The sequence below is a fragment of the Marinifilum sp. JC120 genome, assembly GCA_004923195.1.
Taxonomy (GTDB): domain Bacteria; phylum Desulfobacterota; class Desulfovibrionia; order Desulfovibrionales; family Desulfovibrionaceae; genus Maridesulfovibrio.
On the sequence record RDSB01000002.1, the window covers coordinates 74,972 to 88,904 of the forward strand.

Sequence of the window (13,933 nt, forward strand, 5' to 3'; positions counted from 1 at the left end):
GCTAATAACTACGTCGGAGACAAATATGTCCGGTGAACTTACCAATGCCAGAAAAAAACTGGCCAGCGTCCCTTCCCTGCTAAAACAGCAGAAAGCTATGGCAGCAGTTCAGTCTGCCTATGATGCTGTGCTTGCTATGCTTAAAGGCTCTCTGATGAAAGCTGAGCGAGAGGAGTTTCAGGAGCTGCTAGACAGCACCGTCCATATTCTCAACAGCGATAAAAAGCTCCGGGAAGACTATCCGCTTATCATCAATTATGCTCACGGCGAAGAAAAAGGGCTGCTTGAAACTTTGCGGGAAATTTTGCAGGAATTGCAGAAGAACGTCAGTGCAGGGGCCCAGCAGCTTCTTGAAGCCATGGAAAAGCGCAAAAGAGAGCAGCTGGAAAAAGGTCAGGCACTCATTGAAGCGAATGATGTTTCTGAAGCGCAGAAACTGTTTAATGCTCTGATCAAAGAATTTAAGGATGACACTGAACTTCGCGCTGAGATTGCCGATAAGTTTATTAAATCCGGGCTTTACAATGAAGCTCTTGAGTATCTGGAAGATGCGCTGAAAAACGATCCCAATGCGATATTTCTATATAACCGTATCGGAATTGTACTGCGCAAAATGAAGGACTTTGAGGCTGCTGAAAAATACTATCTCAGAGCCCTCAAAATAAACAACAAAGATGAGTATCTCTACTTCAATACCGGTCGCCTCTATTACGACTGGAAAAAGTGGGACCGCATGGCCAAGGCAGCTCAAAAAGCCCTTGCCATCAACCCCAACTTTGCTGAAGCTGAGAAGATGCTTAAGTTCGCCCAGAAGAAAATGTGATAAAAGAGATGCCTCCGGCGGCCCTCCGGGGGCCAGCGATGCTCTCTATATCCGTAAGACTCGAGCAAAAAGCTCTCGCCTAACGGCTATAGGTGAGGACCCTTTTGAAAAAGTGTTCTCTGGACTCTCCTAAAACTTTTAGTGAGCTATCGCTACCAGCGTGGCTAGGCGTCTTTTAAAATAAATTCAAAAGGAGGACTGTTTTTCAGTCCTCCTTTTTTAATGAGACTAAGCATGAAATATATTTTGCTGGACCGTGACGGGACTATTATTGAGGACAAGCATTACCTGTGCGACCCGGACGGCGTTGAATTATGCCCTAATGCCGGACAGGGTCTGAAAGCCATGCAGGATGCCGGATACGGCCTGATTGTAGTCACCAACCAATCCGGTATCGGCCGGGGCTACTATTCTGAAGAAGACATGAAAGCAGTCAATAAACGTATGGCAGACCTATTGGCTGAATACGGCATTGAATTCAAGGCCGTTTACCATTGCCCGCACGCCCCGGATCAGGAATGCGACTGCCGCAAGCCCACTCCCGGTATGTTTGATCAGGCCATTGCGCAGTTCGGCATGAACCCCGAAGACTGTTTTGTCATTGGTGATAAAATCTGCGATGTGGAACTGGGTATGGTTCGTAAGGCCCGTTCAATTCTAGTCCGTACCGGCAAGGGGATGAAAGAAGAACCCAAATGCGTTGATAAAGCTGACTACATCGCTGACGACCTGCTTGACGCAGCAAAATATATAAAAAGGACCAATGATGAATAAGGTTCTTACTTTAAAGCAATTTCAAGACCTTACACTGGAAATGATCACTCTTGAGCCGTATGTGGAAGTAACTGCTGAAAATTTTCATATGGGTGATGAGGACAGAGAGATAGAAAAAGTTGCTGAGGTCTACGGTTTTTCCCGTCACAGCAAACCGGGCTATGAAATAATTTTTGACTGGGTGGCAAAAGGAAATCTGGACGGTTATCTTATCGACATGTTTGATTTCACAATAGAGCACTACATTAAAGGAGAATTCTGCCCAGTTTTCAAAGGTGCGGTAGTGCTAGATGACTACAAGGAACCTTTTGAAGGACACGAAGTCGCCCAGAAAATTCTGGAACTGGTCAAACCCGAACAATGGACCAAGTGGCTTATCGAATATCTACCCGAACCGCGTATGCTGGTAGACCTTGAAGAGTAAGCTAAGCATTTTTCCTGTAACTTTGAACAGGTCCGGACCCAATTACGGGACCGGGCCTGTTTTATTTTTAACCACTATCCAATCTTCTGAGCTGAAACCAGCAGTATGCCCTTATTTGAATCACTCCACGTTCTGCGGAAATTACCGAATCCGCACTCTGCCAACTCCTTCTCAAGAATATCCGGCTCAATGAAATGAGAGAAATATCCAGCAAAAGTAGTTATGACCTCTAACGAGGCTATGGTCTGAGTAGACATGGGGCTGCCAGTCTTGGCGTAGTGATTAGCGCAGAACCAGCCGCCGGGCCTAATGGATTTGGCGATTTTTTCCAGCACAGGCTTCAGGTTTCCACGGCAGGCATAAAGTACGTGGGAGGCGAAAATCAAGTCAAAATCCAGAAGCGGAAGCTCCTCTTCACGCATATCAACAGCAATACCGCACACACGCTCCCCGAACCCATTATCCCGGCAACGCTGTTCCGCTAAAGGGGCCACATGAGGCAGATCAAGAATAACACCTTCTAACTGCGGATTTCGGGCAAGCACAGACATAGTATAATTTCCGTGATTACCGCCAAGGTCGCCCATAAGCTTGAAATCATCGAAACCGGGAAGTTCGCAAATGGCATCGACAGTAGCATGCAATCCGCCGCTAAGTGATTCCTGCGCAGTCCCTTCCATGGCATCTGTGGCTGCCCATTTTTTATCGCTGTCATCCCGTTGGCTTTTCTTCCCTTTTAGTAGTTCGGGCATATCCTGAATTACCTCGGAGCAGAAATCCATGGTCAATCCCATAGCCAATCCTTGATATAGAGGAGACGAGCTGACCAGATATTCCGTGGCTAGGTGGCTATTCGAATAAAGTCCTTGTTCATTCTGCACCAGTTCGTAGGATTCAAGCAGATCCAACATAGAGCTCAATTTCAACTCATCAAACTCGAAATACTCAGCCAGATCCTTCACGCTGGCAGGCTTCAATTCAAGAGTATCAAATAATTTGAAATTAACCGCTTCCATTACAACCTGCGATGAAACACTCTGTATGATCAAGTTGTGAATAGGGGAAAAATCTTGTTCAGGCTTAGGATAATTCATTACATCCTCCGACAGCGTTTAGCAACTAAACACCGTAGTTAAAAAAAATTATTTCAAGTAACTGTCCATCCAATCATTCATTTTACTACAGATACCGTCGAACATTTCAAGCTCCTCCTCAGACATTGACCGCAGGAAATCAATAAATTTCCGATCATGGTCCAGATGAAATTTATAATGGTTGTCGCTGGCTTCTTTGCCCAGCTCAGTCAGACGCAAAACCACCTTTGATCCGTTTTCCGGGTCAGGCTCTTTGAGCAGCAGCCCTTTTTTAACCAGCTTGCTGACTAACTGAGAAGTAGCTCCCTTAGTTACCCCGGACTCACGGGCCAGCGCAGTTACACCGCAGCCCCCCAACTGATCAACAGCAGAAAGAGTATGAATTTCTGATGGGTATAGTTTTACACCAACACCAAAATCAAAAATTTTCCGCTCGACCATATTGTACTTGACCAGCACCCTGCCGAACTCGCGCATATGGGGAATTATTTCTTCAATGTCCTTCACAACTACAGTGTTTAGTAGCTAAACAGCTTTTTGTCAACTGCGAATTTACAATACCAGTGACTATTGCTACAAATAAAGCATGAAAAAAGCATTTATGGGTCTGGAAAAACGAATTTTATTTTTATTCTTAATATTGCTGATTCCGCTACTATGCATGGTCCGCCCTGTAGCAGCTGAAACGGTGCAATTTCCCATTGCCGACCCGTACAAGGCTACTATCTTCGGCACTCCGCCGGAATTAATGTATAAATTAAAAGAGCCGACCAAGCCGGATGAATGCGAAATAGTCATTGAAGACCGCAATATTCCGGACATTTTCTGGTATAATGAAAAATTTTACTATTCCACGGCCATGCAGGAAGAAGAAGCCCCGTTGCTTTTCATCATTGCCGGAACAGGATCGGAGCACGACTCCACGAAAATGCGTTTCCTTACCCAGCTTTTCCACGAAGCCGGATTCCACGTAGTCGCTCTTTCATCTCCAACACATATGAATTTCGTAGTCAGTTTTTCTAAATACGGTGCCCCCGGCTACGTTCCCCACGATGTGGAAGACTTATACAGGGCCATAAAATGGATCAAGGCTGATCTCGAGAGGGATTACGAAATCAGAAATATCAGTATCACCGGATACAGCCTCGGAGCCTTGCACTCAGCCTTCCTCGCCAAGCTGGATGAAGAACGCAAAGACTTCCGTTTCCGGCGGGTACTGATGCTCAACCCTCCGGTAAGCCTGTATACTTCCGCCCTGCGCTTTGATTCATGGCTTAGCCCGGAAAATCTCGGCAACAAGACACCCCGCCAAGTCATTGACGACCTCATCGAAGCTTTTTCTGAAATTTACGTCCATTCCGACATTGTCGACCTTGATGATAACTTTCTCTACGCGCTTTCACAGCATACTGATTTCTCCGATATGGACATGAAAGCAATTATTGCCGCTGCGTTCAGGATGTCATCCTCAAGCATGATCTTCAGTTCCGATGTCTGCCTCAATGCCGGGTATGTCGTCCCGGTAAACAAACAGCTTGGTGTGGGCGACAACCTCATGCCTTACACACGGGTAGCAGCGGCCATCACCTTTAATGACTATGTGGATGAATATCTGCTGCCCTACCTGCAATTCCTCAAGCCGGGGAGCACAAAAGGTGAACTGGTCCGAAACTGCGATCTCGGCAGTATTAAGGAGTACCTGAGCAAATCGGATAAAATTTTCGTACTGGGAAATGAGGACGATATAATTCTGAACAGCGCGGATGTGGATTTCCTGCGGGAAACTTTCGGGGACCGGGCTATTCTCTTTCCCCGCGGAGGACATTGCGGCAACATGATGTTTAAACCATATGCCCTGAAAGCGCAGGAGCTGCTCCGATGAGAAAATTATTCAGCTTAGCTCTGCTCTTTCTTCTGCTTCAAGGGTGCGCCACAATCAGCAAAAATGATCCGTCGCTAAACTTGAAACCGCAAGGATTCATTGCTCCGGTCTCCCATGCCCCCATAGCAGGGCAGCACAAAACCAAGAATGCGGATCTGGAATTTCTTGATGTTTATGACCCGTGGGATTCCATGAACCGCCACATTTATTCTTTTAACGCCCGCTTTGACCGGGCCATCTACATTCCGGCGGTGGATGTCTATACCACCATCCTGCCCTCTCCGGTACGTAAGGGCGTGACCAATGCAGTAGATAACCTGAACGAAGTTAAGTCTTTCACCAATGGCATCCTGCAATTTAATGGAGACAAGACCACACGGGCCTTCTCCCGTTTCGTGATCAACTCATCCATAGGTCTTCTGGGGATATTCGATGTAGCCACCATGTGGGACATAAAAAGAATGGAAACCGGATTCGCGGACACCCTCGGCGTATGGGGAGTTCCGCCCGGGCCTTACGTTGTTCTTCCCTTGCTCGGTCCTTCCAGCGTGAGAGACACTGGCGGTTCACTGGGTGATTTTGCCCTGCTATGGTACGAAATGAACTGGGTCTACGATCTTGCCGGGGTTGAAGAAGGACGTACAGCCATAGGTATCGGGGAATCAACAATTCGCGGGCTGAACCTGCGCGCCAACGTACCTTTCCGCTACTACCAGACAGGTTCACCATTTGAGTACGATCTGGTCCGCTTCCTGTACACCAAGAAACGTGAGCTTGATATGGAACGCGAAGAATTGGGTTCTTCCACCGAGGGCAAGCCGTACATGAAAAAGGAATTTGATACCCCTCGCAGAAACCGAGAGCCAGTTAAACAATAAGATGCCTCCGGCGTCCAAAGAACCCTTTTGAAAAAGGGTTCTCTGGACTCTCCTAAAACTTTTATTAGGGCATCGCCGCTGGAAAGTTTATTTAATGACTATCAAGTTTAGACCGTATACGCTCGTTAGGCACTTCGAAAACCAAAGTTGCCGTTTTCTTCTCCTGTAAGAAATCTGGGCTTGCTTTTGCCGGCTTCTTCTTGGTGAAGAAACGCACAAACCATCTTCCGGTCACATCAATGGGCAACTTTATTTTGCCATCTGAAATCTCCTGACGCTGGATGTACATATCCTCAGACTGAGTGGAAAAACCGTTGTAGGTTGCATCCCAATAGCCGTCACCATGGTAGGGTTTGCCGTCCATGTAGACCTGCATTTCCAGCACCTCACCTTTCTTGAGCATAGACACATCCTGTGCAGGGACCAGTTCCATGGGCATACCCACAACTGCCGGGAACACTGCGGAAGGATTTTCGCAGACCACGTAAGTCTTGGTCCACTGACTACTGCGCAAGCTGGTCACAATCTTTGAAGCCCGATCAGCCACGCTGCTCATGGGCTTGATGGAATGACGCTTGCGCTCTTTCTTATCCAGCCAAGTTGTAAAATGACCGGGATTAGTGGCAGCGGTCAGAACATATGTTCCGGGCATGTCGTAATCAATAATATATGAGTGCAATGATTTTTCATCCCGAAGCTTAATCCCGTAAGTATTGGAATCAGGCTTCTGCACCGTAATGTGATTAAGCTTTTTCATGCGCACAGCATCATCAACCGGGATATGATGACCGTAGCAAAAAAACAGCGGTGACTTTTTTCCTTCGTCAACATGGTAACGCCCAGCCTGAATATACAAGGAATGGGCTGAAGCCGCAGCAGGAACAAGCACACTGAAAACCAAAATAAATGAGAGCAATTTTTTAAACATCTGTCGATCCTAATTTACTTGTTACAGTTACACGAGGTTAGTGACAGGTAACGAAATTCGTTTTCATTTTCAAGGACTAAACACTAACTCTCTATTCGACATAAAAGATAGGACTAGCCCAATCTGCTAAAACGGCTGCGGTATTCACGTGGACTTAAGCCCGTCATAGTCTTGAACAACCTACGAAATGATGATGGATTATCATAGCCGACCAGCGAGGTAATTTCCTCCACTCCCTTGGAGCTTACCTCAAGCAAGTGACGGGCAGCCTCAATACGTAACTGCTGTAAATAATTGTTGGGAGTCATACCTGTGGACCGTTTAAAACGGCGTAGAAATGTTCGCTCACCAAGGCCCGCCCTTACGGCCAAAGACTTTATATTTGATGCGAACTGATAGTTCTCCTGCATCCACTCCTGAACCCGGATAATTTCCTTATCCGCAAAACCTCCCTCCACAGACTTGCTTTCGAACATAAAATAGGGAGTCTGCACATCACGGGTGGAATCCATAACCAGCACCTTGGCGCAAGCTGAGGAGATTTCCCTGCTCATAAACCGGGCAACTATGTGCAAGGCAAGATCCTGCCAAGCCATTGCTCCCCCGGCACAGATATAGCTTCCACCGTCGATAAGCATGCGCCGGGCTTGAAGATTCACGTTTTCAAAACGATTCTCAAAATCCGGGGCTAACTTCCAGTGAGTAGTGGCAGGTTTGCCTTCCAGTAATCCGGCCTGCGCAATAAGAAATGATCCGGCACAAGCCGAGGCAAGAACAGTCCCTTTCCTCGCAAGCTCAGTAATGCGTTCTATGAGCGGTACGTTTTCCAGCAGCACCCCGACTTCACCAAAAACCGGAGGAATGACCAGAATATCGGGCTTAACATCCTGAATACTCCCGCTGACAAGCAAAGGAATCCCCACATATCCGGTTACGCTTTTCCCGTCCGGGCTGACTATTTCCAAACCGCTAAACTGCTCGTCGCAACCGGACTCCAGCGCAAGTGAATTAGCGATACTCAGAATTTCAAGCACCCCGGAAACCGCACTGACCAGACAATTATCATAAGCAAGAACTGCAACATTCATAATGTCCGCATTGTCCTTTTCAGCATGGTTATTGTCAATACTGCCACTTAATATTTATGGCGATTCTGTCAGCATGAAATCAACTTGAACGCAAATCTTCACCAAGGAGAATATAATGAGCAAAAGAGCACTCATCATCATTGATATCCAGAACGACTATTTCCCCGGCGGAAAATTCCCCCTCGACAACAGCGAAAAAGCCGGGGCCAAGGCTGCAAAAACCCTCGAATATTTCAGGAATACCGGACAATCAGTAATCCACATCCAGCATATTTCCGTAAAAGAAGGAGCATTCTTCTTTCTGCCTGAAACCAAAGGGGCTGAAATCCACAACTGCGTCAAACCGCAGGAAACCGAAACTGTAATTCTTAAGAATTTTCCCAACAGCTTTCGGGAAACCAACCTTAAGGCTGAACTCAAAGCGCTGGAAGTAGAAGAATTGGTGATAACCGGAATGATGAGCAACATGTGCGTGGACGCCACCACCCGGGCAGCTGCGGACATGGGCTACAAATGCACAGTTGTGCATGACGCATGCTGCGGGGCCAGCCTTGAATTTGATGGAGTGAAAGCCGGGGCAGCTGAAGTCCATGCAGGATTTATGGGTTCACTTGGTATGTTCTATGCGCAAATGGTCAGCGCGGAAGAATTTATAGCTTAGCGCACATTCTGGACCCGAATATAAAGTACGAGTCCCAGCATGGTCAGTCCGATACCGGACCAGCCCAGCATTCCGGGCAGGATTCCATGTAGAAGAACGACCTCCCCGGCTAGCGAAAAAAGCACTTCCATGGATTGAGTGCAATCTGCTGCGGCCAGTTCAGCTGCGTTCCGGGCCTTGTGTCGGGCGTAGAGAAACAGACTGGTCGCGGCAATGCCGGAAAATATAGCAACAAGAGCGGTATTAAAAATCTGCCCGCTTTGGGGCAATGGAGGCTGGGTAAAAAGAATCAGCCCGGCCCAGAGAGGCAAGGAACCAAGAGTCAGCAATAATACGCGGCAGAACGGATCATCCATAGCCGGATCATCCAGAGCTGGAATGCGCCCGCTACCGCCGTTACGTGCTTCCCAGACCAGCTGATTCCCGAAAGGATAGGCAAAAGCGGCGATAAACACAGGAATCGCCCCAAACAGGACAGCGTTCAACGAACTTTGCTCCATACTCTCAATATTAACCAGCAGCACTCCGGCGAAGATTATCAGGGTCAACAACATTGCCCGCAAGGGGATCTTCTTGCCGAATCCCAACAAAACCAACGGTGTGGCAAGGATGGTGGTCTGCCATGTGGCGGCCACAACCCAGCCGGGTGTGTATGACGCGCTGAAGGTGATCAGGGCGTAAAAAACACCGAATCCGACCCCACCAGCAAGAGTCCAGAACTTCAAATGTTTAAGATAAAGTTTGAAAGAACGGACTAACAGTTTACGACGAAAAATCCCCAGACCGACAAAAAGAAATCCCAACATCCAAAAATAGCGCAGGCTGGCTGACCAAACCCAATGCCCGCCCTCAATACTCATGGCCCGGTTAAGTACAAAAGTGGTGCTGAAGAACAAAGCCGCAAGAACTCCGGTCAGGATAATCTGCATTAAAATCTCCGTGAATACGTTTATATCTCGCTGTTCCTGATCGTGGCTGAAAGCTTCAGGAGATCGTCAGCAGTAGGAATGTAGCCTCGCTGAAAAGAAGGAGCATGGGCACGCCCGCGCAAATGCTCATTGGCCCACAGGACTACGGACTGGTGGAAAAATCCGGGATTATTCAAAACAATGCGGGCCTTGGCTGCGCCGTCCTCTTTTTCCGCCTGATGGGAAAAATTGCTCTCGTGCACATGATGAATATAGAGGGGCTGTCCAATACGCTTAAATTTGCCTCCGGCCATCAAACACTGCACCCAATACTCCCAATCTTCATAAACGGTGTTGTCCCGGTAGCGAACGCCTCCGTCCCACAATTCCCGGCGATAAAGTGCGGCTGTTGCAATGGTGTTCTGGGTCCGCAAATGAAGAGGATTAAAATCCGGCAGGGAACGATGGAAGGACTTATGCGGACTGGTTTCAAGATAGTCGCTGAAAACGACAGAAATTTTCGGATTGGCTTCCAAAAAACCAATACAGGTTGCCAGAAATTCCGGTAGCAGCTCATCATCAGGATCAAAGCAGAGCAAATATTTGCCCGTGGCCTGCTCCAAACCGTGGTTGCGCACCGGACCGGGCCTGCCGGACCTCGGCGGGGTCAGGATTTTGAATTCAAGGCACTCAATCTCTAGAGCCCATTTACGGGCCTGTTTAAGAGAATCATCGCTGCTGCCGTCATCCACAAAAATGACTTCCACATCCGCAAGAGACATGGTCTGCGCAGCCAGAGAACCGAAGAAACGGTCAGCAAAACGTCCGTAATTATAATTAGGTATGATGATGGAAAGCAGGGTCATTCGGATATATCCATTCTGGAAGATCTTTTTCAGAATAGATACACCACCCGACTGTAATTGGAAACCGTTTAAAATCAATCAGCCCGAAACATTCATTGTTCCGGGCTGCTGTCTGTTACTTGAACTGCTTCAAATATTCTCCGTACCCTTCGGCTTCCAGCTCTCCTACTGGAACAAACCTGAGAGATGCGGAATTGATGCAATAACGCAATCCTGTGGGCTGGGGTCCGTCATCAAAAACATGCCCCAGATGGGAATCCGCCTTGCGGGAACGAACCTCAATGCGGGTCATAAAAAAAGAACGGTCCTTCTTTTCAACCACACCCTGCTCTGCAATAGGCCGGGTAAAGCTGGGCCAGCCCGTACCGGAATCAAACTTATCACGCGAACTGAAAAGAGGCTCACCGGAAACAATATCCACGTAAATGCCTTCTTGGTGATTATCCCAGAACTCATTGCTGAACGCAGGCTCAGTGCCATCCTCGCGAACCACCTTGAACTGTATTGGCGTCAATATTTCCTTAAGCTGTGCATCATCGGGACGCTTGTAACCGTCAACTTCGCCAGCAGAATCATTGCGGCCTTCCTTTTCGTTCCAATGCTCCTCTATAAATGAATCCCGACCGGACATGAAGCGGTACCAATTGTAGCGTACAGGATTTTTCTTGTAGTAATCCTGATGGTATTCCTCGGCCCGGTAAAACTTTTCAAAAGGCAGTAACTTTGTGGCAAGAGGACGATCAAAAACACCAGAATCATCCATATCTGCCAACACCAGCCCGGCAATCTCCCTCTGCTCATCGGTGTGATAAAAAACAGCCGACGTATACTGTCTGCCCCGGTCGTTAAATGATCCCCCCGGATCAGTGGGGTCATGGTGCTTTAGGAATATCCGCAGGATTTCTTCATAACTTACCTGCTTAGGGTCAAAGCGAACCTGAACAACTTCCAGATGTCCAGTATTCCCGGCACTGACCTGCTCATAGGTAGGGTCTTCTACATGCCCGCCGGAATAACCGGAAACGACTTCAAGCACACCGGGCACTTTTTCCAAATCAGACTCAACGCACCAGAAACAGCCCCCGGCAAGAGTTGCAATTTCATGGTTTTCCACTACTTTCTGCATATTTTCTTCCCCCTTATTTTCAGTGGCAAACGCCTGACCCGCACCCAAAACAACAAGTAAAAGTACTGACAGTAATTTTATCATAAACACCCCTCTACTAGGAATTATTACTAACAAAATAAGTTCTTACTAAAAAGTGTCAATTCAATAAAAAAAACGCAGCCCGGAAGGACTGCGCTTTACTGAATCAATCTTTGAAGTTCCGCTACTTGACTGAGAAATTGAAATAAGTTTCTGCAAAAGGTTCAAATTCAAGTGTAAAATGCCACCACTCTTCCTTCAGAGGCTTGAATCCGTTACGGACCATTGTCTCGCGCAGTAGAGCGCGGTTGGCCCGTACTTGCAAACTCATATCTTTGTTATTCGGCCATGATTTGGGGCCGAAATAATCAAAACCCGTCCCCATATCCAGTTCTTGCCCAGTCTTAAGGTCAATAATAGTCAGGTCCACAGTGGAACCTCTGGAATGGCCGGATTTTGCAGCAATGTACCCGTCTCGAAAAAGATTCTTTTTCTGCACATCCGGGTAGTATTGCTGCTTCATACGGATATCGCCCAGATCCTTTGCCCAGCGCACAAAATGAAGCACAGCATCCTGTGGGCGGTAGCCGTCAAAAATCTTCAACCCCAGACCGAACGGAGCAAGATCATTTTGCACCCCGGCAAGGGCTGCGGCAGCATCACGAGTGAGGATGATGCGCGAAACATGATAACCGTCGATAGGTTCACCGACAAAATTATTGCTGCTGAAATAACGGGCATCATAAACAGCATCAGGAATAATTTTATCAAGATAACAAAACTCATCCGGCAACTCATTTCCACCACTAAAAGCAACCGCCACCGGCAAAAGCGCACTCAGAACAACAAACAATATGATCCTTTTTATAAAACGCATCAACCCTCCTATTTCCCACAACAACTATGAATCCTGACAAAATCCGTTGCGGGAAAACCCAAATGAATATACTTTTTTTATAAATCAGTCAGTTCAACAAAGATGGTTCCAATTAGAATGAGAAAATCAACTCAACAGGCCCACCCCGATAAGCATGTTTCAATATGCAGACTGATTACGAGCTTAATACTTGCTATTTACATACTGTGCTTTCCATGTGCAAGCCATGCGCAAAAAACAATAGTAGTAATTCCCAAAGCCACTATCCTCAACTTCTGGAAAATTGTCTGCACCGGCGCCCACGAAGCCATAAAAGATCACGACATCAATCTTATCTGGCGCGGCCCCAGAGTTGAAAACAGAGCTAAGGCGCAGCAATACCTGCTTAAACACTACACTAAACAAAAAGTGGACGCTATTGTTCTTGCCCCGGCAGACAAAACAGCACTCAATAAAGACATTGAGAAAGCTGTCAATGCAGGAATAAGTGTAATTGTCATAGATTCTCCGGTAACAACAGACTCTCCACATTGCTATATTGCGACAAACAACTACAAAGCAGGAGAACATGGAGCTGAACTGCTCTTCGAAAATATAAAAAACAAAGGTTCGCTACTGTTGGTAGGACATGCATCAACAAACGGAGCTTCTTTTTCTCGGGAAAATGGATTTATAAATAGGATTGCCCAGCTAGATCCAGGCAGGACAATTATCAGGCTGCATATGAGAGACGGCAGTGCAAGAGAAACAAGAATTGCAGTAGAAGAAATCTTATCAACAATCCCCGATATTGCTGGAATATTTGCGGTTAACGAACCCACATCCGATGGAGTTCTTCATGTTCTGGAAAAACAAATAGAACAGAATATCCCTTTTGTGGCTTCCGATTATAATAAGAAACTTCTCCAAGGGATCAAAAATAATAAAATTCAAGCCCTGATCACTCAAAAACCATACGCGATGGGCTACTTCGGAATTAAAACTGCAGTTGATCTGATCAATGGCATAAATATTCCAAAACAAATGGAAAGCCCGACAACTATAATAACCAAAGACAATTTAGAGCTTTCTTTAACCCTGCGCTGTCTGCGAAAACTGTCTACAGATGAAAAATCCCACTGCGCTATCTGCTTTAACTGATAAAAGCGTAAATCTGAAAATAAAAAAGGCCAGTCAACAACAGACCGGCCCTCTTAATCATAGACTTTAACCGCAATCAGCCACCGAACCAGCCTGGAGCCAGAACTTCCATGGCTTTGGTGTAATGGACCCGCAAATCTTCCAGTTTACCGGAAATCATTTTTTCCTGCTCTCCAAGACTGGTAGGACAAATCTCCTGCATTTGCTCCACTACTGCCTCCAGTTCTCTCATAGTCGACTTGAGCATTATAATCTGATCTTTGAGACTTTCGGACTTATCATCAGCCAAAACATCATAAAGACGAGCTTTCCAAGAATTAAGCTCCATTTCCAAGCCCTTGCAGTAATGATTTACAGCCTGTTTTTTTGCTTCTTCAGTGCTGCAACCGTCAATACCGACACAACTGGGACAAGGTCCGGGATAGTCCATATTAGCCATAAGA

Annotated in this window: 16 protein-coding genes; 7 read left to right on the forward strand and 9 right to left on the reverse strand. The window is 46.8% G+C overall.

The features are described from left to right. Positions 1 to 25 precede the first annotated feature (25 nt). The 3 genes from D0S45_03000 to D0S45_03010 all read left to right on the forward strand — a co-directional run bounded on the left by D0S45_03000 (position 26) and on the right by D0S45_03010 (position 2,021). On the forward strand, positions 26 to 823 hold the full coding sequence (locus D0S45_03000) for a tetratricopeptide repeat protein (GenBank protein TIH19162.1): 798 nt from the start codon (positions 26 to 28) through the stop codon (positions 821 to 823). Positions 824 to 1,057: 234 nt separating this feature from the next. After that, positions 1,058 to 1,597 (forward strand): HAD family hydrolase, encoded by a 540-nt coding sequence (locus D0S45_03005; protein TIH19163.1) that lies wholly within the window; start codon positions 1,058 to 1,060, stop codon positions 1,595 to 1,597. Beyond that, positions 1,590 to 2,021, forward strand: coding sequence for a hypothetical protein (locus D0S45_03010; protein ID TIH19164.1), 432 nt, complete (start codon positions 1,590 to 1,592; stop codon positions 2,019 to 2,021). Before D0S45_03005 ends, D0S45_03010 begins: the two co-directional genes overlap by 8 nt. A 74-nt stretch (positions 2,022 to 2,095) precedes the next feature. Here the strand turns inward: D0S45_03010 and D0S45_03015 are convergent, their stop codons facing one another. Together D0S45_03015 and D0S45_03020 are read right to left on the reverse strand one after the other, a co-directional pair. Next, entirely contained in the window at positions 2,096 to 3,115 is a 1,020-nt protein-coding gene (locus D0S45_03015) for a methyltransferase (protein ID TIH19165.1), read from the reverse strand. 48 nt (positions 3,116 to 3,163) lie between these two features. After that, entirely contained in the window at positions 3,164 to 3,622 is a 459-nt protein-coding gene (locus D0S45_03020; protein ID TIH19166.1) for a MarR family transcriptional regulator, read from the reverse strand. A gap of 79 nt (positions 3,623 to 3,701) precedes the next feature. Here D0S45_03020 and D0S45_03025 point away from each other — a divergent pair, with 79 nt between their 5' ends. Continuing rightward, a complete protein-coding gene (locus tag D0S45_03025; GenBank protein TIH19167.1) occupies positions 3,702 to 4,997 on the forward strand; it encodes an alpha/beta hydrolase in 1,296 nt (431 codons plus the stop codon). Beyond that, the gene (locus D0S45_03030) at positions 4,994 to 5,875 is read left to right on the forward strand and encodes a VacJ family lipoprotein (protein TIH19168.1); all 882 of its coding nucleotides are present in this window, start codon (positions 4,994 to 4,996) and stop codon (positions 5,873 to 5,875) included. The genes D0S45_03025 and D0S45_03030 overlap by 4 nt, the downstream gene beginning before the upstream one ends. 91 nt (positions 5,876 to 5,966) lie before the next feature. On the opposite strand, the gene D0S45_03035 is transcribed toward D0S45_03030, so the two are convergent. Both D0S45_03035 and D0S45_03040 read right to left on the reverse strand, forming a co-directional pair. Continuing rightward, the gene (locus D0S45_03035) at positions 5,967 to 6,803 is read right to left on the reverse strand and encodes a DUF4198 domain-containing protein (GenBank protein TIH19169.1); all 837 of its coding nucleotides are present in this window, start codon (positions 6,801 to 6,803) and stop codon (positions 5,967 to 5,969) included. Positions 6,804 to 6,916: 113 nt separating this feature from the next. Continuing rightward, the gene (locus D0S45_03040; protein ID TIH19170.1) at positions 6,917 to 7,891 is read right to left on the reverse strand and encodes a helix-turn-helix domain-containing protein; all 975 of its coding nucleotides are present in this window, start codon (positions 7,889 to 7,891) and stop codon (positions 6,917 to 6,919) included. A gap of 115 nt (positions 7,892 to 8,006) precedes the next feature. Between D0S45_03040 and D0S45_03045 the strand changes: the two genes are divergently transcribed. Then, the gene (locus D0S45_03045) at positions 8,007 to 8,552 is read left to right on the forward strand and encodes a cysteine hydrolase (GenBank protein ID TIH19171.1); all 546 of its coding nucleotides are present in this window, start codon (positions 8,007 to 8,009) and stop codon (positions 8,550 to 8,552) included. Here D0S45_03045 and D0S45_03050 read toward each other — a convergent pair. From D0S45_03050 to D0S45_03065, 4 genes are all read right to left on the reverse strand, one after another. Further along, on the reverse strand, positions 8,549 to 9,481 hold the full coding sequence (locus D0S45_03050; GenBank protein TIH19172.1) for a multidrug resistance efflux transporter family protein: 933 nt from the start codon (positions 9,479 to 9,481) through the stop codon (positions 8,549 to 8,551). The genes D0S45_03045 and D0S45_03050 overlap by 4 nt on opposite strands. A gap of 20 nt (positions 9,482 to 9,501) precedes the next feature. Next, positions 9,502 to 10,326 carry a glycosyltransferase family 2 protein gene (locus D0S45_03055; GenBank protein ID TIH19173.1) on the reverse strand — a complete coding sequence of 275 codons (825 nt, stop codon included), beginning with the start codon at positions 10,324 to 10,326 and terminating at the stop codon, positions 9,502 to 9,504. Positions 10,327 to 10,441: 115 nt separating this feature from the next. Beyond that, entirely contained in the window at positions 10,442 to 11,536 is a 1,095-nt protein-coding gene (gene msrB / locus D0S45_03060) for a peptide-methionine (R)-S-oxide reductase (protein TIH19174.1), read from the reverse strand. Between the two features lie 121 nt (positions 11,537 to 11,657). Beyond that, a complete protein-coding gene (locus D0S45_03065; GenBank protein TIH19175.1) occupies positions 11,658 to 12,350 on the reverse strand; it encodes a peptidase M15 in 693 nt (230 codons plus the stop codon). A 201-nt stretch (positions 12,351 to 12,551) separates the two neighbouring features. On the opposite strand from D0S45_03065, the gene D0S45_03070 reads away from it, so the two are divergent. Then, positions 12,552 to 13,490, forward strand: coding sequence for a sugar ABC transporter substrate-binding protein (locus tag D0S45_03070; GenBank protein TIH19370.1), 939 nt, complete (start codon positions 12,552 to 12,554; stop codon positions 13,488 to 13,490). Positions 13,491 to 13,566: 76 nt separating this feature from the next. Here D0S45_03070 and D0S45_03075 read toward each other — a convergent pair whose 3' ends face one another. Then, a complete protein-coding gene (locus D0S45_03075) occupies positions 13,567 to 13,929 on the reverse strand; it encodes a hypothetical protein (GenBank protein TIH19176.1) in 363 nt (120 codons plus the stop codon). Between the last annotated feature and the right edge of the window lie 4 nt (positions 13,930 to 13,933).